Below are 23,813 nucleotides of genomic sequence, written 5' to 3'. Positions count from 1 at the left end.
AGTTTCCGATTCTATAATAACCACTTATCGAAAGATTCCAGCTTGTTCTCAGTCATTTTTATCGCGCAATTTCTGATCACTTTCTTACTGTGATTGGTACTAATCAATCGTGAAAAACAAATGAAGGAAGAATACCTGCCATTAAAAAGTAGTCAGACCAGAAAGCCCTTTCTATAAACAGGTTGATATCCTTATAATTCATACACTTTAAATATGAATATTGATAATTACACTTTTTCATCTCATATTGATATGGTCTTCACATCATATTCATTGTACAACCCTCATCCTCTTCTACGATTAAGTGACTTTCCGAGGCAGTTGAAACGGAAGTAAGTTCAAGTTTGTATCTGAACTAAAACTCAACAATTCATTTGGCTATTTCAGTCATGGATATCGACGATCACCTGAAACCCATAAGGAAAAAGGTTTATGTCTAATAATGAGAATTTATTCAGTCAGATATATCAACAACTCAGTACTCAGCTCGGCCTTGAATATTTACAAATGAACGGGACGCCACAGAACTTTAACTGGAATGTGGCACCGACCGGGCAAATCGATCCAACCGCCTATCAAATGATTAGCGCAATGCCGAACTGGTCACCCGTTGGCAACTTTACCCGTACCACCACGCGTTTTTTTGACGCGTATAAACAAATCTTCTCGCATGTTACTTTCAAAGTCAGCCCGGAGCAGCAACAGGCGGTGACAGACGCCACCAACCAAGTGACCGAGAAACAAAATGCCGTGGTGAAGGCTGAAAGCAACATGAATCAGGCCTACCTGGCCGCGAAGCAAAATGGCGGGGTGATTTTTGAAGCGCAGTACCCAACCATCAACGATTGGCTGGGATCTCCTCAGGCGCAAAGCTATCAAACAGCTGTCAAGGATGCGACGGCAGCATTCAATCAAGCGCTGGCGTTTAAGTTACAACTCGAAAAAGCCTTTATGCCCCAAACCCTGCAAAATGCGATTAACGCGACCGTGATGCCGACCACAGATCCTGCATCAGCAACGGCTCCACGCGGATGGGTCAAAGTGCCCAATGGCAGCGGCATTCTGGAGTGGCAGCCGGAGTTCAAAATTGGCAAATCAGGTCAGGATTGGCGCAGTGAGCTGACCAACGGTACCCAGGGCGCCTTTACTATTACCGTCGATTCCAGTGAGCAATCCTCCGCGATGAATCACTCCTGGGCCGGCGGCAGCGCGGGCTATAGTACGTTCTTCTGGGGTGTGCATGGCAGCGGGGGCTGGGAGAAAATAGACCTCAGCTCGCAAGACTCCAGCGTCAAAGCGGAAATCAGCGTTGAGAGCAGCACCTTAGTCGATATTTCACCCGGCGACTGGTATGACGGCGGTTTCCTCAATGAACTCGCAAATGCGACCCAAGGGCAATCCGGCCAAGGGTTTACTATTGTCAGCCCATGGGTTGCCAATGGCCCCAAAGGGAGCAGTTCTCTGTTTGGCCAGTTTGGCATTCTGACCACAGGCATTGTTCAGTTACTCGTCGCTTATAAACCCAGCTTTAAAGTGACCATGAGCGAAGCAACCTACAACCGTAATTACGAGAAGTTCAACGGGGGTGGTGGCTTCCGCATCGGTCCGTTCAACTTTGGCGGAAGCGGCGGCCATGAAAGCGACTATGTTCACAGCACATCCGGGAATAACACCTTCGAAGGGAAAACAACCTCTGAAAATCCTGTAATTCTGGGGGTCGTGGTGAGTTTCCCTGGAAATGTCACCCCAAATACCAGCGAATCGAAATCAGCTGCAGATATGGCAGAAGTGTAAATTTCATCATCAACGGGGCAGCCTGCCTGCCCCGAAAACACCCTAAAGAGTGATGACGTTGCCGAATCACACTGTCAGGAAAAGCCCGCTCCTCTACCTCACGTTTTTTTTATTGTTGGTGTTGACGATGGCCTTTTTCACGATTCCTGAAAACCAGAGTTCCGACCCGGTGGTGACCATCCAGGGACAGGTGCTCATTCCCAGTAAAACCTGGTCCTGGGAAGCGACGCCAACCGGAACCTTACCTTCAAGCATGGTCAACTTCAGTGACACCTTACCGGCTTCATGTTCCGGCGGTGCGTTTGCATTTGGTACGGGACGGTTGTTTAACAGTTACAGCCTGCTACTGAACTTGATTGACGAGGAACATTTTGAACCCAAGCAAGTTTTACTTCATGCCCGGGAGCTGATCAAACCACCAAGCCAGCCACCAGCCTCAGCCAGCTTTACACCGCTTGGCTGGACAAAAACAACCGATGGTGCCGGTATGCTGCGCTGGGCCCCGGCCTACAGCATCAGCCAGTGGTCCGACGAATGGGTTAATCAAATCACCAAGGGTTCGAATGCCCAAACCATTCGCATCCCGATACAACATCCGGTTTCGCTGAAGATTGGGCACGCCACTCCACTTGAACTTCCGCTACACACGGGCAGCAACTATTTAGAAATCAGCGCACAAGCATGGAATCGTATTAAAATCACCCCGGGAGCCTGGTTCAACAGTAGCTTGTTAAAATTCATCAAAGAAAGCCGACCGTTGTTACAAGGCGGCGTGAATCTTGACTCCATCATGGGTGCAAACGGACTACTCCATTGCCGGGTTTCTGAGCTAATTGTGGCTTATCAACCGACGGTTGAATTAACCGCACTAGGGAGCGTGGAGGCAGCAATCGACCGCGCCGTGACCACCTCGGACGCCCTCACAATTGGAAATATCAAATTCAATCGGGCAGAAAAATCCGCCGAGAAACATGGTGGGAATACGGTATACAGCTTATCGTCAGACTCAAAGCTCCCCATCATGATTGCAGTCAATGTGGTCAAGCTCTATTAACCAACCTTAACAGCCACTATTTTTTATGATACTTCGCCAGCATGGCATCCAGCTTGTTGGCAAAGTTCTGGCGGTCGGTTTGGTTCAATGGCGCGGGGCCGCCGGTTTGGACGCCGCTGCTGCGCATGGTTTCCATAAAGTCGCGCATTTGCAGGCGCTGTTTGATGGTGTCCTTGGTATACAGCTCACCGCGCGGGTTCAGGGCATGAGCACCTTTGGTGATCAGCTCATCGGCCAGCGGAATATCCGCGGTGATCACCAGATCGCCGGCTTCCGCCTGCTGGACGATGTAGTTGTCCGCGACATCAAAACCCGACTCAACCTGAATCGATTTGATATGGGGTGACAGCGGCACCCGAACAAAATGGTTCGCCACCAGCGTGACAGGAATCGCAACCCGGTTGGCAGCACGGAACAGAATCTCTTTAATTACATTCGGACACGCGTCTGCGTCTACCCAAATCTTCATCGTTTATTCTCTCTTATACCAATCACAGTAAGTAAGTGATCAGAAATAGCGTAGGAAAAATGTTCGAGAACAAGGCAAAATTTTTCGATCAGTAGTTATTCTACAATCAAAAATTCTAACGCAGTTATCGAGCGTTTTAACAAGCTAGGATGACCAGTGATTTACTGCGATTGGTATTATAGAAAGCCGCCCTCACGGCGGCTTTCTGAATTTCAAAGCATCAAAGGTTCAACAACCAGACGTTACAGACCTTAGCCTTCCAGACCTTTCTTCGCCAGGTACTCATCGTACGTGCCGTGGAAATCTTCTACGCCATCTTTGGTGATTTCAATGATCCGCGTCGCGATCGAAGATACAAACTGACGGTCGTGGGAAACAAACATCAGGGTGCCTTTGTAGTTTTCCAACGCCAGGTTCAACGACTCGATCGATTCCATGTCCATGTGGTTGGTTGGCTCATCCATCAGCAGGATGTTTGGTTTTTGCATGATCAGCTTACCGAACAGCATCCGACCTTGCTCACCACCAGAGATCACACGCACAGATTTCTTGATGTCGTTTTGCGAGAACAGCATCCGGCCCAGAATGCCACGCACGGTTTGCTCGTCATCGCCTTCGTTCTTCCACTGACCCATCCAGTCGATCAGGTTCATGTCCATGTCGAAGTCTTCGGAGTGATCCTGAGCATAGAAACCAATGTTGGCATTCTCAGACCATTTCACCATACCATCCATCGGCGCCATCGCACCCGCCAGGGTGTTCAGGAAGGTTGACTTACCAATCCCGTTCTCACCGATGATCGCGATACGCTCACCCACTTCAACCATCAGGTTCACGCCGTTGATCAGGATGTTATCACCGTAGCCCTGCTTCAGACCTTCCACTTCCAGCGCGTTACGGAACAGCTCTTTTTCCTGCTCGAAACGGATGAACGGGTTCTGACGGCTTGAGGCCTTCACCTCTTCCAGCTGGATCTTGTCGATCTGCTTCTGACGGGATGTCGCCTGCTTCGCCTTTGAGGCGTTGGCTGAGAAACGGCTGACGAAGGTATTCAGCTCAGCAATTTGCGCTTTCTTCTTGGCGTTATCAGCCAGCAGACGCTCACGGGCCTGAGTGGCGGCAACCATGTACTCGTCGTAGTTCCCGGAGAACATACGCAATTCACCGTAATCCAGATCCGCCATGTGGGTACAGACGCTGTTCAGGAAGTGACGGTCGTGCGAGATGATGATCATGGTGCAGTTTCGCTCCAGCAGCACGCGCTCCAACCAGGCAATGGTGTGAATGTCCAGGTTGTTCGTCGGTTCGTCAAGCAGCATGATTTCAGGATCAGCAAACAGCACCTGCGCCAGGAGCACACGTACTTTCAGGCCCGGCGCAACCGCACTCATCAGACCGAAGTGCATCTCCTCAGGAATCCCCAGACCCAGCAGCAACTCACCGGCACGGGCTTCGGCTGAATAGCCGTCCATCTCGGCAAACTGAACTTCCAGATCAGCGACGCGCATGCCGTCTTCTTCAGACATTTCTGCCATCGCGTAGATACGGTCGCGCTCTTCTTTGATCGCCCACAGCTCTTTGTGGCCCATGATCACCGTATCAACGACGCTGTATTCTTCAAAGGCAAACTGATCCTGGCCCAGTTTTGCCATACGCTCGTTCGGATCTTTGGAAACAGTACCGGAAGAAGGCTCCAGCTCGCCGCCCAGGATTTTCATGAACGTCGACTTACCACAGCCGTTGGCGCCGATCAGGCCGTAACGGTTGCCTTCACCAAACTTGACGGAGATATTTTCAAACAATGGCTTATCGCCAAACTGCATTGTGATATTAGCGGTAGAAATCAATGTACTGTTCCAATGTTGATGTATTTAACAAGCATGAAAAAAGCTGTCGAATCGACAGCTTTTACCTTGTGAACGCGGCGAGTATATCAGGTTTCGTGATCTACATCATCCGTCAAGCCATGATAATCATCCGGCATGTAAAAGGTTTATCGTCAGTACTGACGCTATGTCTCAACGGCAGACGCCTGACCGGCGCGAAGCACCCGACTCTTTTTCTTCTCCACCCGGGCCAGCCAAATCAGAGGCACGATGATCAGCGCCGTTCCCACCAGCATCGCCAGATCCGGCATTTCATCAAACCAGATCAACCCGACGCCCACTGCACCGAGCAAACCGGTGTACTCGGCACTGGCGATTTTATTGCTTTCAACCCGCCGATACGTGGCGACACAAATCCCGGCATAAACCATAATCAAGGCACTGGATCCCGCCGCAGTCAGCAGAAGGCTCCAATCCCAGCGCTCGCCTTCCCATAAGGCCAGACACAGCGCAACCGGGATCCCGGCGGCATTGGTCAGCAGCAAGGTATGGGGAACGCTTTGGTGCGTCGGCAGTTTGCGGATCAGCAAGTTATTGCCCGCCAGCGTCAGGGCCACAATCAGCGCCGCAATCGCCGCCCAGTCGATCTGGGTCGGCCGGATGATCACCAGCACCCCGGCAAAGCCAATCAGTCCGGCCAGCATGGAATAGCGTGACAACTGCTCTTGGTACAACAGGTAGGCCAGCGGCAACATCAGCAACGGCGCGGCGTAAAAAATCGCATTGGCTGTCGCCAGCGGCATTGAGTTAATCGCCACCACCATAAACACCGCGCCCAGGAGCCACACATGGGCTCGGAGCGTGTGCCACTTCAGCCCATCCATCAAACCGCTTTTGCCCTGTTTCAGACAAAACGGCAGTAAGATCATCACGGCTGTCACCTGGCGATAAAGCACAAACTGAAACACCGCCACGTCTTCCCCGAGGGTTTTCACCAGGGCATCAGAGAACACTGCAATCAAATTACCGACCACCAACAGGGTCATCGCAAATCCAACAGACATCGCCGGCATAACACCTCCCCAGAGGACGCGTCAACCGCCCTCATTACTCATTCATCATCCAATGGCAGAAGCTTAGTCGATGGGTTAATATCAATGGAAATGATAAATATTATCTAAGTATGAGCTATTCTAATAATGAAATTACCGCCCCTTCGCGCCGTTCAATGCTTTGAGGCCGTTGCCCGGCTGAACAGCTTCTCCCAAGCTGCTGTCGCCCTGAACGTCACCCAAAGTGCCGTCAGCCATCAGGTGCGACTGTTGGAAGAATATCTGGGTGAAAGCCTGTTTATTCGCGGCGGGCGCAAGCTCTCCCTCACCGTACTCGGCGAACGCTATTTCGAAGATATTTCCCACTCGCTCCAGTGTATTTCCCAGTCGAGCCAGCAGATCCGCGAGGGTGAATGTGGCCGGCTGCGGCTGGCCCTTTATAGCTCGCTCGCGGTGAAGTGGCTGGTGCCGAGATTAGATAATTTCCGTCAGCAGCACCCGGATATTGAGCTGACGTTAAACATGGTCACCGAGGAGCCGGAATTTACCGATCAGTGTGCCGACTGCTTTGTCACAGCGCGCCCGCCGCAAAAGAACTTTACCGCCGAGTTCCTGTACCAGGAAACCCTCTACCCGTTCTGCAGCCAGAAGCTGTGGCAGAAAATACAGGATCAGCCCTTGCCGGAAGCCATCTGGCAGCAGCCTTTGCTGTCTGTGCGTTCCATCTTCAACTCAGAACAAGGAGCCGACTGGAAAGCCTGGTGCAAACTAGGCGGGTTCGAGTTGCCAGACGGCATCAACATGAGCTATTTCAGCCACATGGTTCTCGCCGCAGAAGCCGCCAAATATCACCAAGGCATCGCCTTTCTCAATGACTACTTCCTCAATGATCAGGACCGGCAGCACCTGGTCCGCATCCCCACCCATGAGCTGCCGACCGGCGATAAGCTCTACTTCACCTATAAGCAATCACGGGCGAGACAAAGTGAAATCATCGCCCTGGGCCGCTGGCTCAAACAGCAGTGCTTTGATTATGAAGGGCAGTAGTGGTTCAGGTGCCCTACGGCAAAATTTGGGAAGCCCTTTGCCAAAAGGCCGGCATTCCACACCGCAATCAATACTAGTTGCGGCACACCTACGCCAGCTGGATGATCACCCACGCAAACGTCAATGTCAGTTACCTGGCACAGCAAATGGGCCACGCCGACATCACCATGGTCGCCAAGGTCGATGGGAAGTGGTTAACGGAATCGAACAAGAAAGAGTCCGATCGGGTGTGGGGAGAGTTGCAGAAGGTTCAGAAGAAGTAAACCGCCGATAAGGCAGTTTGGTTCAATCGTAACTCGCAAGTGGTTATTTCCAATTTAGCAGATGCAGATGGTGTCCTGCCTTCGGATAACTTCTTGTATCCAAGTAACAAAATGCCGCCGTTTCGACAGGTTGCATTGTTGATAGGAGCTGGACATAACCTTCCACTCCCCGATCTGCGGTGTCAGATTCACTTTATAAAGGATTCGCCGCAGAGCATGCAGCACCTATACTACCTCGGCAACACTTCTGCTCTGAAGCAGCTCATAAAAACATGCGTGGAATACAAAGAACCTCCCGTCCCCTATGCCGTTGCATGCCGTGATTGTACAACTTCTCAAATTCAATATTCTCTTCAGACAAAATCCATACATCATGATGCGCAACAGATAACTTTGTGCTATAACTCACTGAGTTTATTGACTTATAGTTCCTGTCATTAGATAGGAGGCGTGCCATAGGAGAAAGTACGGCATATCGCACTAGATCAAGCATTAAGCCTTATTACTTATCGTGGTCAGAAATCCCGCATTCTGATCTAAGGAGATGCGAAAACGGATGCTGGTACCATGAATAAAGGGGAATTATCTGGCCAGACTTTCGTGATTCAGTATGAACCTCGTAGATAATGTAGTGTGAGTTTTATAAAAGTGGTGGCAGTATGGCTAGTTTTCTCAGTTGACTGTAAAGGGGTGTTCTATTAGATGGAATACTAAAGAAGGATGAATCGAGATTGCACGAGTGCTGATAAATAAAATTGAATTAAAAAAACTGATCTTAGAAAATAAGCCTTTGGACTTTTGCAGGTCTCATTTATTTGACCAGAACGTTTATATTTTTGAAAATTCTGAAGAGCTTGGGGTGAAAGGGGAATATCACGATTTTAAATGTGAAATCGGAAATGCATTAAATACTTCACCTAATAATATTGCTATTGTAGGTAGTGGTAAGTTTGGATTCAGTATGAATCCAACAAAGGATATTTTTAAAGATTTTAATCGAAAGTCTGATTTAGATGTTGTTATTGCGTGCCCTCAAATATTTGAAAAAACTTGGTGGCAATTGAGAAAATCTTATTATAGTAACCAGATAGAAGTCAGAGAAAGCCATGCAAATGACATTTTTTCTAAGTTTCTGGTTGTGAATGATAAAATGGAATATAAAAGCACACATATGCGAGAAACCATTACGTTACTTGAGGAAATGAAAAAGAATATTAATCGTTCCTTTCGAATTAAGCGAAAAATAAACTATCGGATTTATTCCAATTGGTTAGATGTTGAATCTTACCATGAATTTGGCGTAGGTCTTTTGAAAAATGTGCTAAGTGGTCCGAGAGGAAATTCATTATGACTATAATTAATGAACGTATTCAGACAAGTCGGCCAACCCTTTCTAATCTTTATTCTGAGTTGAGAGACACGAAGTATTTTATTGATAACTCTTTTCAAAGAAGATTAGTATGGGTTGAAAAGCAGAGAGTTCGGCTCATTGAAACGATTTTGATGGGATATCCAATGCCTGAGTTTTATCTGTGGCAGCAGCCAGTTGACCCGGAAACAGGGTTGCAGAGGCATAGTGTTGTTGATGGTCAACAGCGCATGAGTGCGATTCTGCAGTTTGTTGGTAATGAATGGGAATTGAAATCACTCTATCTCGATGACAAAGAATCTGACTATGCTGATAAGTCTTGGGGGGATTTGTCAGTTGAAAATAAAGAAAAGATTTGGAATTATGTTATTAATGTTAGAACGATACCATCAGATATTAAACGTGAAGAAATTACTGCGTTGTTTAGAAGATTAAACGAAACCGATAAATCTTTAAACCCTCAAGAGATTAGAAATGCCGAGTTTAATGGCTTATTTCTGAAAGCTTCAGAAAAAGTTGCGGACCACCCTATTTTAAAGTCATGGGATAGAAAGTGGAATATATTCTCTGATAATGAAAGGCGCCGAATGGCGGACATTACTTTTGCAAGCAGCTTATTAATTTATCAAAGAAGCGGAATAAGTAATGACACGCCTAGTAATATCAATAAGATATATGATCTTTATAATGACATTTACGATAAGAAGGACAATGACTTAAAGGCAGTTAATGATATTCTGATCGATATAGACTTTTTGTTTGAGGAAAGTGATGAAATAGCGCGATTTTTTTCATCAACAGTTCACCTATATACTTTATTTGTAGTGATTGATTACCTTAAGTCTGCTGGTGCTGATGTAAGAGAAATAGGTTCGCGATTGCTAGAATTTATTCAAGCTTATAAGTCTGACGATACGGCTCATTCTGCGTTCATTTCTGAGTATAAGTTAGGTGCCTCAGGCCGAACCCGTAGTAAGTTAAGTAGAGAAAAAAGAGTTGAAAGTCTGGTTGATTGGCTCAGTTCATGAGTGAGTAAGAAATCGTGTCTCTCATTGTGGCCGTTATCTAAAGAAATCGGGGCCAGGTTACAAACCGACCCCATTTTTTTATTATCGTTCCGGCTAATCATATCGAGTGATGTGGTGGGAGTGACAAAGTAAATGACCTCCAACAAAGCCGGAGGTTTATTGGATTACGCCATCAAAGTGCCCAAGGCGCTATAAACCAAACTTCAGTTGATCTCGTTGCTCATCTTTTTACTCTTGAGTTCTTATGTATTCAAGAACAACTTCTTCATAAAGACCAACCGTCTAGACAAAGTATCTCCTTGCCCAAAAGTGTTCACTATTAAAATTCATCTGTCTGCCCCGAAAAAATTTTTGCTTTCGAAATTTCATTCTTATCCTTTAGATAACCAACAATATTTAAAACTGAATACTTGGGCGGGTAATCCCCCCGAAAAATAACAGCAGCAAAAAGTAGAATTTTCTCGTAACCTAAACGAAAGGAGATTCTGCATGAAAAAATCCTGCCACTTGGTGGTGTACTGCGGGGACAGGAATTCACGGCGCATGGCCCATTTTGGGGTGATCCCCTGCGCAGCCATAAACACGGTATCCGAGCCATATTTTCCATTGATGCCGTCGAAAGCTTTCATCAGGGTTGGATTTGATGGAGAGGTGTTAAACAAGTCCTGCTGGGCATGGCGAGCATCTTCCAGGTCGATTAAACCGACGCCCACCTTGTAGTAGCGCACACCTAGGATAAAGAGTGACTTGGCGGCCTGGGATGCGATCTGTGTCAGCTGCCGGGTGTCATCTGTCGGGTAGGCAAACCGGTACTGAAAACGTCTGCTTACTGGCGCTTCATCGTACGGCGAGTTCCCGGCAAAAATGAGTATCTGGCGGCACAGTGATTGTAGTCGGCGCGCCTTGGCAGCCGCAATGCCGGCGTGTTTGCACAGTGCCTGCTCCAGCTCGGTCAGGGTCCTTGTCACTCGCTATACCGCATCAGACATCTGAACGTTTCATTGCCTTACGGTAAACATCGCTACGTTCGCGCTTTCCGACGGCTAAGACGGTTACAATAACGACATCGTCTTCAACTTTGTAGACTAAGCGGTAACCCGATTGACGCAGTTTAATTTTATACATGTTGTCAGCGCCGGAAAGTTTTGAGGCTGGCACATGTGGGTCTTCCAGGCGCTCAATCAGTTTTTTCTTAAACTGCTGTTGCAACGTAGAGCCAAGCTTTTTCCACTCTTTGAGTGCACTCTTTTTGAAATCGAGTTTATAGGTCATCAATGTTAACCGAAATGCTCTCTTCAGATTCACGCTCTTTAGCAATAGCAAGCAGCTCAAGATCTTCGAGTCTGTCCATCATCATTTCATATGCTTCAGCAGGTACGCAGTAAAATGCTGGTTCATTTCGGTTAAGTACAGCAACAGGTTCGCCGTGAGCACTCGTTGCAACTTTCATCGGGTTAGCTTTTAACTCAGTAATGCTTGCAGCGACATCGGCTAAAATTCGAGTGGTCATATAACAGGTCTCTTAAATGGTCTTTATACTGGTCATTTTAGATTCAGCCAAGCAATATCACAAGTTGCTTAAAGAGAAGTTCGCAACACATAGCATTTTTACGATGCGTTGGTTTATGTGTTGAAGGCACCAGAAAGAAAAAGCGCCCCTTTCGGAGCGCTCTCAATCTTATTCCCAATCAAGGATAACCTTGCCGGAAAGCCCGCTACGCATGGCGTCGAAGCCTTTCTGGAAGTCATCAACCTTGAAGTGATGGGTGATAATTGGGTTCAGATCCAGACCTGATTGGATCAGGCTTGCCATCTTGTACCAAGTCTCGAACATATCCAGTACAAGAGCGTTTTAAACCATATGAATCAGTTAGTTATAAACACACAGCTGCCTGATGGGGCTAAAATGGGGCTATTTGCGAATAGTTCTGTACGGGAGGGAGAAAGGAAGGAAAATTACCCGCCAGGCAGCGGGCAGGTCTTATCAGTTTTCCGAGTTATCAATGATGGCGACTCCACGACAGTCAACTGTATTCCAACAATTGCGGTTGATGCCATCATCCGGGATAAAATCCGCCGACGTTTTATCTGCGGCGCCAAACATAATCGCATTTGCGCCGACTTGATGCGCCTTCATTTTGAGCTGATCAATACAGTTCTTCTCACTGGCATCAGGCTCCCACAACAAATGCCTGCAAGATGTAGCCTCGACCACACCAATGATGGTTACGCCTTCTTTTTTCAATACCGATTTGTCTGTAGTTAGCATGACCTTGCTGGCAACGGTGTCATCAACATCATTAATTTTCACCATCGGCCCCGTACAGCCAGCCAAACTAATGGCAGCAACTAGAATTGCTGAAACTACCCTGATATTCACTTTTATATTTCCCTGCTTGTTCAGCATGTTATGCACTATTCAAGATGGAAAGGATACACTAATGAATCATGATAAACCGGAGACCATCGCAATTTTTAGAACTTATCAGCGGTAGATTACTGGAACCAACTGCGCATGACTATCTACCACGCTATACGGCATGGTAGTTATAACGCCACTTTCGGGTACCCGTTCTCATCCGGCTCGTGATCATCATCTTCGTACACCCGGACATCGTAGTTGACCGCCTTCACGGCACACTTATCCATCCCGCGGGGATCGACGTCCTCGATCAGGGCCGGGTAGCACCACCGGTCCGCCTCCCCGAACAGCCACAACGGCGGCTCCATGGAGCCATCCAGGGTCGGCTTGAAATCCAGCTTGGTGCTGATCACCACCTCGAACGGATCGCCGCCCGGTGAGCATGGATACGGACCTGAGGACTTGCCATCCGGCTTGCGCAGCACAATGTGGTGTGTCCCACTGCCCCACTCAACCGGCATATCCAGCCGCAGCACGTAACTTTTGCCCAGAGGCTGATAATCCTCCAGGCGCCCGCTTTGGGCATAGCCGGGCACATCATCGGCCAGCGCGACATAACACAGATAATTGAGGTTGAACCCGTCCATCTCAGTCTGGAACGTGTACTGGGTGCGGCGATAGCGTTTCTTGCGTCGCACCCGCATCCCGAACTGCCAAGCCTTTTTCGGCTCGGTGATCCCGAAAGCCCGGACCTTTTGAGGTTTGACACCCAAGTCGCCCGGCAGCAGACACAGCAGGGTCTCCGGCTTCCAGGTCTCGGTCGAGAAATACTCCACCTCGATGCCGTCCGGCTCCTGGTCGTCAATCAGCTTCGTTGAGCGCTCCAGTCCTTTGCCCAGCATGTTGTCCGGCATAAACGGGTAGTCAGGTACGCTGCGTGGCTCGTCGCGAACCGGCACGATCTGACCATAGTTCAGGGTCGGCTCGGCATACCCGACCGACAACACCTTTTTCAGCACCTCAAACAAGGTGCTGTCATCGGTGAACACCGCATCAAAGGTGTCCCCTCGCGCCCGCCAGACGTCATGCAGCCGCAACAGCTCGTTCTGGCCGATCTGAACATCGGTCAACCCGCTGTCCAGGATAATGTAGCGCACCGCCGGGGCAATATCCCGGGTCGGATAGGTGTCGGTGGTCCAGCCGCCATTGCCGTCCGGGATCTGCAGCTTGCGGGTCGGGATCACACCGAGCTTGTTCTCTGCATTACGTGACAGGCTGTTACTACCCCGGATCCGGATGGCCAGGGTGGTAAAGTCATCATATCGGGTATTCGCCGGCAACCTGGCTTTCAGGCGCTTGACCTCAACCCGGTCAAACACCCGGCTGTCTTCGCTGTCACCGGTGATCCGGTAGAAACGCACCTCCGGCCTAACTTTGCGGCCAAGCGAGATGGTCACGGTGTCACCCAACTGATCCCGGGTGCCCGCCGTGCGGCTGTACTGCCGCTGATTCCACTGGCTTTCCCCTTCTCCCCGCCACTCAATCATCACTTTGATATTCCGGCTTTCAATATCGCCGTCATCATTCATGTAACCGAGGCCGTCCGGCAGCTTGATGTCGATATAAATTCGGTCCGTCACCTCAGAACTGGGGCAGACAAAAAACGACCCCGCCGGCTGGCCGGGCAATGACGTCAGGGCAATGACTTTCAGACCACTGTAGGTCTGGTCATCAAATCCGCGCCAGTTCGCAATGGTCGTGCTTTTATTGGGATAGAGTTTATCCAGCGTGGCCACCCGGTTGGAAACCGATGTGATCCGGTAATAACCATCTTCCGGGGACAGCAACTTGACTGAATAGTATCGCAAGGATGACGCCACCGTCGACGGGGACAGCTCCTCACCATTCACACCAACCACCACGATCAGGTTAAATGTCACACCATTTTCGCTCCCGGTGCCGATTTTGCTGACTACCCCGGTTTTCCAGGTCTCGAACTCACCATCTTCATCGGCAACCGGATACTGAACATACTGACCCCATTTGGCATTGGCCAGCTCAGAGTCCTTCGACCAGAAATGCAATCCGGGCTCTGCCGGATCCCCCTTCCAGCCGCCGTACTGATGAGATTCAGAGACAGTCACCGCGCCACCGGTGCCTTGGATTTCTACCCGGTGCCCGGGCTCCCACTCTTCCGGCCAGTAGGCCGATGAGGTGCCGTCAACAAACTTAGTCATCAGCACCGTTTTATCAGCCAGAGTCGCACGGTAAGGCGAGACGGTCCCGATCGCACTTTTCAGCTCAATCCCTGAGGTCGAAGCCGTCGCGCCCACTTCGCGGGAAGTGTAGATATTCTGGTGCGCCAGGTGGCCGGTCACATCACTGCCCGGCGGGAAGACCTGAAAATCGATGTCACTGCCGTAGCGAGAAATCGGGGTGTCCCCGATGAAGATGTTATCGGCGGTCAGCTCAATATCACCCACGCTGATGGCGGTCATCATCATCAGGTACTCATCATCATCGGAAAAATACCAGTGCGGCTCTGAAATGATATCCGGGTAAGTCTTATGGCGGCCGAATAACTCCGGGATGATCCCCATCAACCGCGGCCGGTTTCCTTGTGCATTGGTGGAATAAATCGGGCTGCCTTCCGGAGTTGTCTTCTGGTAGTTGTCCGGGATCTGGCTCAGCTCATAAATGGCAGTTCCTATGGCAACCACTGCGACCAATGACAGCACCTGAGTCACCGGATCTTTCGGCTCCGCCGTCAACTCAATCAAGTCACCGGGCTGCCAGACATACCGATCCCACGCCTCCGGCCCATAGATTTCATCATTGACGGCATAGCTGAGACGGCAGGTATTGCTGACCTGGTAGGCTTTGATGTTTTGGGTGAGCCATTGGTGCAGGGTCTGGCCCGGCTCAACCGGGCAAAACTCACGCTTGCTGCGATCCAGCTTGTTGGGATAAAAGGCTAAAACTGTCATGCTCGATGTAATACCTCGTAGTCAGGGCCATGCGCTCAAACTCAGCCAGACGGGACAGGCAGGGGCGGCCCTGTTTCCTGCCGGTATGCAGCACCTTGAGGCCGCACTCGTTCACCACCACCCCGACATGCCAGAGGACATCACCGAGGAAATGGCAGGCAATCGCCCCATCGACCGGGGCAGTTTCAACAAAGTCAGAAACCACGGCCTGATAGCCATCGGTCATCCCCGCCTTGTCGTCGGGCGAGACCCGGCCAAAGCTTTCCAGCAACGGCAGGCCGTGGTGATGGTGGCGCACCAGCCGCACCAGTCCCCAGCAGTCGAGGCCGGACAAATCCCGGCCGCCATCCACATAAGGGACGGTCATAATGGATGCTAACGTGATCATTTAACTTCCCTGGTATTTAAGGCCCCGGGTGACCGCCGGCTTATAGCGCCGCCTCGGCCAGCCCCGGTTAACCAAATCATGGAACGAGCCCACCACAGCGACCGTCTGAACGTTGTCCTTTTCAGACACGCAGGTCATCACCAGCGGCGGCTTGGCGGGTGCGGAAAGGTTACTGCTCAGGTACACCCGGTAGGTAATGATGGCCTTGCTGCCATCTTCCAGCACCTTGTCGATAAACTGCCGGGCTTCGCCGGTGACGTTATCGAGCTGGAACTGGAGATTCTGCTTGCCCTTGACACTCTTCCCCGGCAGGGAGAGGCCGAACCCGGAAGAGCGAAAGAAAGCGGTGCTGCCGTCTTCCAGGCCCAGTTCGATCCCTTCCTCACCCTCATCATTGAGATCATAGAAACCATCGGCGACCCGGATCACCGACCCGGGCTCACCACGCTGGTCAGCCTGCTCATTTTTAATTTCAAGGGTGTGGATGGAGGTCGAGTCGACAGGGGCAGAGGCATAATAGACCTCTAGGCTCTGCATTAAATCACTTTCCTTAAATATTCCGTTAGAGCCTGACCAAACAACGAATAACCCGTTGAGGATGGGTGGCAATCATCTCCCGACCAATATTGACTGGATTTTTTCACAATGATTTGCGCGCCGGCCGGTGGCACATCCCTGGTAAAAATCACCTTAAACTGGTCAAACACCCAGGTGTAATTACTCATCGTGAGTTCAGCGTTTATATCGCTCCAGGCGCGGCGTGCACCACCAATGACATAGCAGCCATCTAAATAGCGCTCAATTCCATTGACAACGACAGACCAACCTCGCAACGCCCAGTGATTTCTCAGCTCTCGTCCATCGGCCAGATACAACGGAAACTCTGCGGATCCATCACTAATTTCCCCAGCATCGGCTGTAACATAAACTTGGTGATCCGCCGCGGTATTTTCCGACCAGTCCCGAGTCACCTGGTAGTAATCGACAAAATCCACACCCAGCTGCTTGGCGATATGCTTCCCGTAGTCGGCATAACCTTCCAGGCGGCGAGTACGCATATTGGGCACGCCGCTGGTTCCGATGCTGATTTGTGCATTTGGGTTGGCCTCTTTGAGATAATGAATGACCGACTCAACATTGGCGCCCCATTGCTTCAGCGACTTGACTTGAATCGTCTCAATGTCAGCAAGTGAGTCCATCTGCCAGCCGAAGTCATCAAGCCTCAGCTCAGGCCCCCACTCAATCCGGCGTGACGCTGCATCCCAGCTTTTCACCAGACGAACGGACATCGAGCGGTTATCCCCTTTCCACCGTCCAAACGTCACGACATCGCCAGGCTGAATATCACCAATGTGTGTCGTGTCACTGTTGAGGATCACATGGAACGGGCCGATTTCCTCGTAGTCAATCCGTGAATCGGAAACCAGATAGCTGCCGTCTGGATTTTGTTGAATGCTCTGGAGCCACAACAGGGAGTCCACCTTAAAAAGCTGGGCCTGAGTCATCGTGACATCGGTCCAGCACAAATACTCATTTGTCCCCCAGTCGTCATTGGTGCATGACTCCATCGAGATATGTGTCGGCTGCCACTGACTCACCTTGTAGTGGCTTTTCAGGCTCGCATAAGACGAAAGGAAGTTACTCGCCTTGAAGCCACCAATCCCTGCATTCATGAGGTGGTGCATTTTGTTGGTCACGAAATTCAGGTAAAGCCGTGGGGACGATGGGTTGGCTACCCGAGGATCAGAGCCGACGATAACTAACTTGGCATTTAATGCCCCGACCGTTGGAAACTTCGCAGTAATGATGGCTCGGTCATCTGTATAACGAAAATCCAGACCAGAGGACAGGCCCACAGGGTTCGCCGGGTCATAGGCAATATTGCCATCGCCATACGTTGATTCAATGCCACTTCCCAGCCCTTTACCAAGGTTGCCGACAGTCGAGCGCATCGGCTTGATGGTCTCGCCGTGATCAAACCCGCATTCGATCACCGTGCCTTCCGCTTGATTGACCTTAAAGGTCAGCCAGTGCGTAATCTCGTGCTCTGCACCGGACTCTTTGGTTTTTCGTATAATCATGTACTCCCAACCGTCCGGCCAGCTCCCGCTGTAACCACCACTGTTCATTCCTCCGGTCAACACTTTGCCATTCCGTCTCACGGTATGGTTGAACGTAAACGGCACACCCAAATCCCAGGAGCGGGTGGAACCATCCGCCTGCCAGAACTTCACTTCTCCTTCAGAAAAGGGCTCATCATTGAAGGTGGAAAATCGCTGAGACAACTCATCATTGACCCAAAGCTCGACAATGGCCGCGTGCTCATTCCCGCGCTCTTTACAGATTGCCAGACTAATCTCGTCGCCCTGCAACATAAACTCGGTGGTCGCATCATTCCCCTCAAGGTAAGCGACTGCCCCCTTATACTGCATGGGCTCAGGCAGCCGGGTGGTATATCCGAGTTGCTCCCCTAAGATCGTTGTCGCCACTTCATGACGCAGGTAATCTTCAACCGCCCCGACATAGGAGCTCTGGCCAACGTATCCGGAGCCCCAGGTGATCGAGCTCCCCATGCAAGCCAAACGAACAGGATTTCTCACCGTGAACGGTTTCGTTTCGGACTTCACATCTGGCAGCATGTCCGGAATCGCGCGAACCTCGACGTAGTCGGGATTGAGCAGGAACCTGGGACTGTTGGTATTTTCAACGACCCCATCTGACATCTGGGTCATGTCTAACCAAATCTTACCGTGAACCGTACTCCCCACCGGCTTCAGCTCGAAAATGGTTTCACCGTTCTCGTTTGGCGCATCCACACGCCCAGAGGCAACAATCCGGCGCTCATTGTTGAAAACATCAACTTTGGTGCCGTAGGTCGTGGAGTTCTTGGTAATAATACCTATCCCGTAAACCACCCCTGCCTGAGTGCCCGCGAGATAGAAACCTTTGACATAATTAGCAGTCAAGGCGGCAAAAGAGTCCCAGAGCAAGTGAGATTTTGCTGACGGATCTAGCCACTGGGCTAAGTGAAATGTTTCTTCATGGCCTTTGACTCGTCGATCGGCTGTCGACTCACCAATATTATTATGGCGCAAGTGAATTGGAGCCTGTCCGGGCACACCATTAATCAAAACCCCGGAGGCTGAGATTCTGGACCAATCCACGATCATATTGATAACGGCAGGGCGTCCACTCCAGGTGCCGTTGATCGTGAGCTCAGTTTCGCCATTGATTTCTGCTTTTCCTGACCAGGTGCCGATCGTCTTTTCGTTATCGCAAACCCAGATGCTATCTCCAAAATCAGAAGGGCTCTTGGTAAAGACCTGAATACGAAGCTTATCCACGGTCAAGCCTGGCTCTGCAACAACAATGTTGGCAGACACAATACTCTTCGCTACTTCCGTATATGCTGAGGTTTGCAAACTGGAAGTAATCGTGTTGACCATCGGAAAGTCGTTCGACAGCCAAAGCATACGGGGAAGATCTGCAAGACCTTCATTCGCCGAAAAATAAAGGTGATGTTCATTGGTATTCCATAGCAAACTCGGCAAGCCCTGCGCTCGAATTGCATCTGTGTCTACCAGAACACGGATAACGCCGTCATGGCCATGGCACTCGTATTGATAGTATTTCCCTGCTTGAACTGGCTCGCTGTCCGGCAATGTTTCATAAAGTCCATCACTGTCATTTTTGATGGTCATTCTGTTGCCATGCGTATCATCATCGACAGTAAAAACAACCAATCGATAACGGTGTTTCACTTGGAGCAAAGAAAACGCGTGGCAAATGAAATGCTTCATCCACTTCCGGTCATAGCTCTCCGTTGGTTTGTAGAGGTCGAGATTCGGCTCCAGGCAACCGCGCATCAAATCTAATTTATTGACGGCCCCCAGAGTCTCTACGCTGTAATGCAACCAGGCATTGGAAAACCCTAGCGCCGGAGAGCCGCCGTTCCAAAGCAAACCCGTTGGCAACTCTCGGTAGTCAATCAGGACATCAATAAACTGGTTGAAACTGGTAGATGTGTTCAAACGAACCCAGACAGGGCCGTTTTCCCACCCTTGCGGTCGTACTTCAGGATCTAATCTGTAGTTCGTGCCCGACTCATCCCGGATATAAAATCGGTCGTTATAAACGCTATCGTTGCTGGCCAGGATCCATAAATAGTGAGCCTGGTTTGGGTTGACCAGATTGTTTGCTTTTACATCTTTAATTGCCCTGACAATCACCGAACGATTTTGCTCATTTACCGCAAGGGTGGGACCGAGATCTTGGTACCACATGTTTGACTGAGAGTCAGACAGTCGCCGGACCTGTTGGTACAAATCATAATCCGAGCGCACCCAGCTGGCACCATTCCAGCCGTAAAGACCGTTATTATCACCATCACTCCAGACCTCTGCCAGTAACTTATCTGATGGCGGTGCGCCCGACGCCACAAGATCTGCAAAGGTTTCATACGCACGCCGCCCTTGTACCATCGCATTAAATGCGGCCAGCCGGCTTGACACTTCTTTGCTGATCGATGGTCTCTCCACCCCGCCAATATTGATAGATTGAGTATCGTTACCCAGCATGATCACGTTGAGCCAGTCAATATTCTGCTTGAGAACCTCTGCCAGCTGATAAACATTATTGGTTTCCATCTTTCCAACTCTCAGTGTAGTAATGGCTCATATCCATTTCGGCAATAAATTGCTCGGTTGTGTATGGCGATAACAAGTTTTCAAACACCTGCGCTTCACTCAGCCGCGGGTAACGTCTGATTTCACATTTGACGGTGTAGATAAACTTCCCGGCGTTTTGCTTGGCATCTTCCAGCGGGTGCGCCAGCATCCGGACATCGACGGGCACCACGCCTATCTCGGTACGCTGGTTCAAAGTGAACCAGGAGATGCCGCCGTTCAGGGCGTCATCCACCCAGCCCAGGAACGTCGCCGCATCCTCGGCTTTCAGTTTCCAGACCAGCTTCTGCTCGACCGGCACCCGATAAAAACGGCGCCGTTGCCGTTTCCGGCCCGACGCCATTTGGGTGCTGATGCGATTGGATTGTTGCTTGAGACCGGATGAGCTGAAATGCGGATGGGGCAAGTTGCTGGGATACATCATCCCTACCATTTAAGCGGCCCCCACTCTTGGTATGCCAAAGGTCCGGGTGATGGCCTGCGACATCTGGCCATCGCTGTCCAGATCGGACAGGAACACATCGACCTGCGTCTGGCCATTGTCGGTTTCCTTCTCTTCGATACGGGCATCTTGCGGGATCCCGTACATATTCAGAATAACGCCGCCCCCCCGCGGCATGGCTGCCGCCTGACGGGCGAAGGCCTGGGTCGGGTCATTGACCGCAAACCGCTGACGACTCATCGCCATCACAGCCTGGTACATCTGGTCAATCTGACGGGCACTATCGTTGGTATAGACCCGCTCGCCTGCCATCAGTGTCCAATTTGACTCTCTCCGGCCGCCCATCATCGGCACTTCACCAATGCCGTTGTGAGCCATATTGATCGAATCTACTTTGCTGGCCATAGACAGGCCGAACCCCATCGCGGTGCCGGCGGCAGCTGCTGCTAACCCGGGACCAACATAGGGGATCCCCACCAGGGCGTTATAGGCCGATGTTGCCGATTCATAGGCGTTCAGCATGATCTGAAAACGGGCCGCAGTTTTACCGATCCGGGCCGCGTTTTTGTTCTCGCTCTCCCTGAGCTGGGATACCTGGCCCATGAAGTTGCTGACGCCGCGAATGCGCTCCTGGTTCAGGCGCTCATCCATGTAAGCCCGTTTCTTCTTCTCAGCTTCATCGACTCGGGTTTTCTCTTGCTGGGTGCGGGTAAACGCACCCAGTTCCCGCTGCAAGGCCTCATCCTGCTGGCGCTGGTATTCCTTCACCTCGGCAGCGTGATGCGCCCGCTCCCGATCCTTATACTCAGATTTCAGGGCGCTCATGGTTTCAAAACCACGGCGCGTCAGCTCCTGCTCAGAGAGCTGCAGCGTGTCGATATCGGAGAGGCGTTGCTGATGAGCGAGCTGAAGCTTATCCCGCTCATTGGCATACTGATTATCCAGCGTTTCCAGACGGGCTTGACCTGCTTTCTGTTTCCGGTCCAGCTCATCCTGTTCACTTTGACTGAGCCGCGGCTTATCACCATCTCCGCCACCATTTATTCCGGGAGGTGTATCTGATGGCTTGTTTTGGTCATAGTTCATACCAAGGACAGCAACGTTATAGGCTTTCTGAGCCCTATCTATTTTGGCCTGAAGTTCATCGGCATCATGCTTCAGTACGTCAAACCTTGCCCTGGTTTTAGCCAACTTTTCAGGATGTCCGGCATTGGCTAACCTTGCTGTCAGTGCAGCGTCACCTTCTGCCCTGCCAGAAATTTCTTCAAGCTTTTTGAGCTCTGACTTTGCAGCTTCGGCTTCGGCTTTGGTTTCTTTCAGATCACCACGCAATTCACCAAGCCTTTTCACCATTCCTTGCTCAGTCCGAGGATTATCGGACATGCTATCGAACAGGGTTCCCCACCAGGAAACCGAATAGCTGACATGCTCAGTCAACCAATCAATCTGGTCTTTTGAACCGATAACCGCCTGCCTGAATGATGCCTGCATTTTGAGAGACATATCATTGAGCTGCTGATCCATCTGTTTCATCTGCTCAATGTCATATTCTGACATCGCCACATTCAGATCGTCATAACGCTGAGTCAGCTCATACAGCTTGGCGCCTTTGTTCTCCAGCAGCGGCATCAGGGCGGATGCATCATTCGCAATCGCCTCTAAATAGTGCAGCTGCGACTTCATCGGCAAATTGGCTGCATCCATCGCCTCTTTGACTGCAATCAGCGCTTCCGGACCGGACAAGCGTTGCAGCTGCTCGATAGTCAGCCCGGTGAGCGGAGCGATGTTCTCCATGAAGTCAGCGAACTCACCGCCTTCGTTTTCATCGAAATCACCGATCTTGTCGTTCACATCCTTGAGGATGTCGGCCATTTTATCCCCGGCAATGTTATATTGCTCGGAAGCATAACCCAGCGCCTGAATTTCTCCGGCGCTCACCTGAGCGACGGTGGCCATACGCTCAATTTCACGGGCCTGCTGGGCGGTCTGGCGGATCATGTAAGTAGAAGCCGTCGTGACTGCGCCAAAACCAGCGGTCACCCCCCCAAATGCCCTCGCCGTGGTTTTAGCCGTCTTACCCAATCCTTTCAGGCTGACGCCGGCGACGTTGACCTGCTTGTTAAAACCGCCGGTTGAATGGTTGGCGGCCTTGGCTTCCTTGGTGTAGCCGCGCAGCATCTTTTTGGCGTAATCAACATCCTTGTTGAACTGGGCCGATTCGGAATTGAATCGGATATTGAAATCAGCTATCTGGGCACTCAAAACGCATCCCTCCGGCTGATGCACCCAAATCCATCAGCTCATCATCTGTATATTCACGCGGTGGTTCCGGTTCCCCGGTCGAAGGCAGGAAGTTCTTCAGAGACATCGGCTCATCCATCTTGATGCCGGCACTCAGGGCGGTGACATTCCAGTTGGCAGCAGTAGCCATCGCGGCTCGCCAATTGTCCATCTCATGGGTGAAGCCATGCTCGACAAAATATCTTCGCCACTCCAGCACTGTTTCCGCGCTGATGGACGCCAACATGGTTCGCCAGCATATCTGGCCAAACTCACGGGCCAGGTGTTGGGAAAATTCCTGCTCCGACCGGATCAGGCTTTTGGGTCAATGGGCTCAGAGCTCGTTTCGATGGTAGACTCTTCACTGGATTCATTTTGCTCATCATTCAGTAACGGCATACCTGAAAACCGGGCGATCTCATCATGCAGATGCTTTATCTGATCAGGGGTCATCGTCGACATCACAACCTGGTGCTGTTGCTCGATGTCAGTCGCTTCACCTTTTAACCCATACGCCACAAGGCGGGAGTGAAATAGGAAAGTCAACTTGGTCCAAGTCCGATGGGCTTTCGCTATCGCCTGAGCATACTGTTTTTTCTGCTCTTCAGATGGGTTTTCTCCCATCGGCGCAACCTCATCGGGCTGCGGGAGATCTGCACAGTATTCCAGGTAATCAAACCGCTCCAGCCCGGATAGCTGGGTGATTTCAACCGATTGACCATCAACATCAACGGTCTGTTTCTTCAAAAATGTCATGCCATCACCCC

The 23,813-nt window shown here is 50.6% G+C and carries 21 protein-coding genes and 2 pseudogenes; 6 read left to right on the top strand and 17 right to left on the bottom strand.

Annotation, left to right across the window (positions count from 1 at the left end):
- Positions 1 to 432 precede the first annotated feature (432 nt).
- A complete protein-coding gene (locus tag NNL38_RS07270; RefSeq protein ID WP_255390344.1) occupies positions 433 to 1,794 on the top strand; it encodes a hypothetical protein in 1,362 nt (453 codons plus the stop codon).
- A gap of 52 nt (positions 1,795 to 1,846) precedes the next feature.
- On the top strand, positions 1,847 to 2,848 hold the full coding sequence (locus tag NNL38_RS07265) for a hypothetical protein (RefSeq protein ID WP_255390343.1): 1,002 nt from the start codon (positions 1,847 to 1,849) through the stop codon (positions 2,846 to 2,848).
- A 16-nt stretch (positions 2,849 to 2,864) separates the two neighbouring features.
- Here the strand turns inward: NNL38_RS07265 and NNL38_RS07260 are convergent, their stop codons facing one another.
- The 3 genes from NNL38_RS07260 to NNL38_RS07250 all read right to left on the bottom strand — a co-directional run bounded on the left by NNL38_RS07260 (position 2,865) and on the right by NNL38_RS07250 (position 6,216).
- Positions 2,865 to 3,317 carry a YaiI/YqxD family protein gene (locus NNL38_RS07260; protein WP_255390342.1) on the bottom strand — a complete coding sequence of 151 codons (453 nt, stop codon included), beginning with the start codon at positions 3,315 to 3,317 and terminating at the stop codon, positions 2,865 to 2,867.
- 251 nt (positions 3,318 to 3,568) lie between these two features.
- Complete coding sequence (locus NNL38_RS07255; RefSeq protein ID WP_255390341.1) at positions 3,569 to 5,164, bottom strand: ABC-F family ATPase; 1,596 nt, start codon at positions 5,162 to 5,164, stop codon at positions 3,569 to 3,571.
- A gap of 164 nt (positions 5,165 to 5,328) precedes the next feature.
- Positions 5,329 to 6,216 carry a DMT family transporter gene (locus NNL38_RS07250; RefSeq protein ID WP_255390340.1) on the bottom strand — a complete coding sequence of 296 codons (888 nt, stop codon included), beginning with the start codon at positions 6,214 to 6,216 and terminating at the stop codon, positions 5,329 to 5,331.
- Positions 6,217 to 6,342: 126 nt separating this feature from the next.
- Between NNL38_RS07250 and NNL38_RS07245 the strand changes: the two genes are divergently transcribed.
- From NNL38_RS07245 to NNL38_RS07230, 4 genes are all read left to right on the top strand, one after another.
- Positions 6,343 to 7,242, top strand: a complete 900-nt coding sequence (locus tag NNL38_RS07245; RefSeq protein WP_255390339.1) for a LysR substrate-binding domain-containing protein — start codon at positions 6,343 to 6,345, stop codon at positions 7,240 to 7,242.
- A 101-nt stretch (positions 7,243 to 7,343) separates the two neighbouring features.
- A complete protein-coding gene (locus NNL38_RS07240; RefSeq protein ID WP_255390338.1) occupies positions 7,344 to 7,505 on the top strand; it encodes an integrase in 162 nt (53 codons plus the stop codon).
- Between the two features lie 739 nt (positions 7,506 to 8,244).
- Positions 8,245 to 8,856 carry a hypothetical protein gene (locus NNL38_RS07235; RefSeq protein WP_255390337.1) on the top strand — a complete coding sequence of 204 codons (612 nt, stop codon included), beginning with the start codon at positions 8,245 to 8,247 and terminating at the stop codon, positions 8,854 to 8,856.
- A complete protein-coding gene (locus tag NNL38_RS07230) occupies positions 8,853 to 9,902 on the top strand; it encodes a DUF262 domain-containing protein (protein WP_255390336.1) in 1,050 nt (349 codons plus the stop codon). Before NNL38_RS07235 ends, NNL38_RS07230 begins: the two co-directional genes overlap by 4 nt.
- Before the next feature lie 228 nt (positions 9,903 to 10,130).
- Here NNL38_RS07230 and NNL38_RS24840 read toward each other — a convergent pair.
- The 14 genes and pseudogenes from NNL38_RS24840 to NNL38_RS07165 all read right to left on the bottom strand — a co-directional run.
- Positions 10,131 to 10,320: pseudogene (locus NNL38_RS24840) on the bottom strand (transposase); the annotation flags it as partial.
- On the bottom strand, positions 10,274 to 10,870 hold the full coding sequence (locus NNL38_RS07225; RefSeq protein WP_255390335.1) for a DUF4113 domain-containing protein: 597 nt from the start codon (positions 10,868 to 10,870) through the stop codon (positions 10,274 to 10,276). The gene NNL38_RS07225 and the pseudogene NNL38_RS24840, both read right to left, overlap by 47 nt.
- 13 nt (positions 10,871 to 10,883) lie before the next feature.
- Positions 10,884 to 11,174 carry a type II toxin-antitoxin system RelE family toxin gene (locus NNL38_RS07220; RefSeq protein WP_255390334.1) on the bottom strand — a complete coding sequence of 97 codons (291 nt, stop codon included), beginning with the start codon at positions 11,172 to 11,174 and terminating at the stop codon, positions 10,884 to 10,886.
- Positions 11,164 to 11,412: a type II toxin-antitoxin system Phd/YefM family antitoxin gene (locus tag NNL38_RS07215; protein WP_255390333.1), complete on the bottom strand. Its 249-nt coding sequence runs from the start codon at positions 11,410 to 11,412 to the stop codon at positions 11,164 to 11,166. Before NNL38_RS07215 ends, NNL38_RS07220 begins: the two co-directional genes overlap by 11 nt.
- A gap of 168 nt (positions 11,413 to 11,580) precedes the next feature.
- Positions 11,581 to 11,739, bottom strand: a pseudogene (locus tag NNL38_RS07210) (L-threonine 3-dehydrogenase); the annotation flags it as partial.
- A gap of 147 nt (positions 11,740 to 11,886) precedes the next feature.
- The gene (locus NNL38_RS07205; protein WP_255390332.1) at positions 11,887 to 12,309 is read right to left on the bottom strand and encodes a hypothetical protein; all 423 of its coding nucleotides are present in this window, start codon (positions 12,307 to 12,309) and stop codon (positions 11,887 to 11,889) included.
- Positions 12,310 to 12,449: 140 nt separating this feature from the next.
- On the bottom strand, positions 12,450 to 15,251 hold the full coding sequence (locus tag NNL38_RS07200) for a host specificity factor TipJ family phage tail protein (protein WP_255390331.1): 2,802 nt from the start codon (positions 15,249 to 15,251) through the stop codon (positions 12,450 to 12,452).
- Complete coding sequence (locus NNL38_RS07195; RefSeq protein ID WP_255390330.1) at positions 15,202 to 15,639, bottom strand: C40 family peptidase; 438 nt, start codon at positions 15,637 to 15,639, stop codon at positions 15,202 to 15,204. Before NNL38_RS07195 ends, NNL38_RS07200 begins: the two co-directional genes overlap by 50 nt.
- Positions 15,640 to 16,176, bottom strand: a complete 537-nt coding sequence (locus NNL38_RS07190) for a DUF1833 family protein (RefSeq protein ID WP_255390329.1) — start codon at positions 16,174 to 16,176, stop codon at positions 15,640 to 15,642.
- Positions 16,176 to 20,285: an SGNH/GDSL hydrolase family protein gene (locus NNL38_RS07185; RefSeq protein ID WP_255390328.1), complete on the bottom strand. Its 4,110-nt coding sequence runs from the start codon at positions 20,283 to 20,285 to the stop codon at positions 16,176 to 16,178. Before NNL38_RS07185 ends, NNL38_RS07190 begins: the two co-directional genes overlap by 1 nt.
- Positions 20,272 to 20,757 (bottom strand): hypothetical protein, encoded by a 486-nt coding sequence (locus tag NNL38_RS07180; RefSeq protein ID WP_255390327.1) that lies wholly within the window; start codon positions 20,755 to 20,757, stop codon positions 20,272 to 20,274. Before NNL38_RS07180 ends, NNL38_RS07185 begins: the two co-directional genes overlap by 14 nt.
- Positions 20,758 to 23,028, bottom strand: a complete 2,271-nt coding sequence (locus tag NNL38_RS07175; RefSeq protein WP_255390326.1) for a hypothetical protein — start codon at positions 23,026 to 23,028, stop codon at positions 20,758 to 20,760.
- Complete coding sequence (locus NNL38_RS07170) at positions 23,009 to 23,293, bottom strand: phage tail assembly protein T (RefSeq protein ID WP_255390324.1); 285 nt, start codon at positions 23,291 to 23,293, stop codon at positions 23,009 to 23,011. The genes NNL38_RS07175 and NNL38_RS07170 overlap by 20 nt, the downstream gene beginning before the upstream one ends.
- A 65-nt stretch (positions 23,294 to 23,358) precedes the next feature.
- Positions 23,359 to 23,802 (bottom strand): phage minor tail protein domain-containing protein, encoded by a 444-nt coding sequence (locus tag NNL38_RS07165; protein ID WP_255390323.1) that lies wholly within the window; start codon positions 23,800 to 23,802, stop codon positions 23,359 to 23,361.
- Between the last annotated feature and the right edge of the window lie 11 nt (positions 23,803 to 23,813).

Origin of the sequence: Photobacterium atrarenae, assembly GCF_024380015.1 — a bacterium.
Lineage (GTDB): Bacteria > Pseudomonadota > Gammaproteobacteria > Enterobacterales > Vibrionaceae > Photobacterium > Photobacterium atrarenae.
Note: the sequence above shows the minus strand (reverse complement) of the source record. Positions and strands in the feature narration are given on the sequence as shown.

Bases quoted from the DNA above. Each gene is read 5' to 3' on its own strand.
- NNL38_RS07265 (WP_255390343.1), top strand. From the start codon at position 1,847: ATGACGTTGCCGAATCACACTGTCAGGAAAAGCCCGCTCCTCTACCTC.
- NNL38_RS07270 (WP_255390344.1), top strand. From the start codon at position 433: ATGTCTAATAATGAGAATTTATTCAGTCAGATATATCAACAACTCAGT.
- NNL38_RS07230 (WP_255390336.1), top strand. From the start codon at position 8,853: ATGACTATAATTAATGAACGTATTCAGACAAGTCGGCCAACCCTTTCT.
- NNL38_RS07240 (WP_255390338.1), top strand. From the start codon at position 7,344: ATGATCACCCACGCAAACGTCAATGTCAGTTACCTGGCACAGCAAATG.
- NNL38_RS07215 (WP_255390333.1), bottom strand. From the start codon at position 11,412: ATGACCACTCGAATTTTAGCCGATGTCGCTGCAAGCATTACTGAGTTA.
- NNL38_RS07245 (WP_255390339.1), top strand. From the start codon at position 6,343: ATGAAATTACCGCCCCTTCGCGCCGTTCAATGCTTTGAGGCCGTTGCC.
- NNL38_RS07170 (WP_255390324.1), bottom strand. From the start codon at position 23,293: ATGTTGGCGTCCATCAGCGCGGAAACAGTGCTGGAGTGGCGAAGATAT.
- NNL38_RS07190 (WP_255390329.1), bottom strand. From the start codon at position 16,176: ATGCAGAGCCTAGAGGTCTATTATGCCTCTGCCCCTGTCGACTCGACC.
- NNL38_RS07205 (WP_255390332.1), bottom strand. From the start codon at position 12,309: ATGCTGAACAAGCAGGGAAATATAAAAGTGAATATCAGGGTAGTTTCA.
- NNL38_RS07180 (WP_255390327.1), bottom strand. From the start codon at position 20,757: ATGGTAGGGATGATGTATCCCAGCAACTTGCCCCATCCGCATTTCAGC.
- NNL38_RS07200 (WP_255390331.1), bottom strand. From the start codon at position 15,251: ATGACAGTTTTAGCCTTTTATCCCAACAAGCTGGATCGCAGCAAGCGT.
- NNL38_RS07165 (WP_255390323.1), bottom strand. From the start codon at position 23,802: ATGACATTTTTGAAGAAACAGACCGTTGATGTTGATGGTCAATCGGTT.
- NNL38_RS07185 (WP_255390328.1), bottom strand. From the start codon at position 20,285: ATGGAAACCAATAATGTTTATCAGCTGGCAGAGGTTCTCAAGCAGAAT.
- NNL38_RS07250 (WP_255390340.1), bottom strand. From the start codon at position 6,216: ATGCCGGCGATGTCTGTTGGATTTGCGATGACCCTGTTGGTGGTCGGT.
- NNL38_RS07220 (WP_255390334.1), bottom strand. From the start codon at position 11,174: ATGACCTATAAACTCGATTTCAAAAAGAGTGCACTCAAAGAGTGGAAA.
- NNL38_RS07260 (WP_255390342.1), bottom strand. From the start codon at position 3,317: ATGAAGATTTGGGTAGACGCAGACGCGTGTCCGAATGTAATTAAAGAG.
- NNL38_RS07195 (WP_255390330.1), bottom strand. From the start codon at position 15,639: ATGATCACGTTAGCATCCATTATGACCGTCCCTTATGTGGATGGCGGC.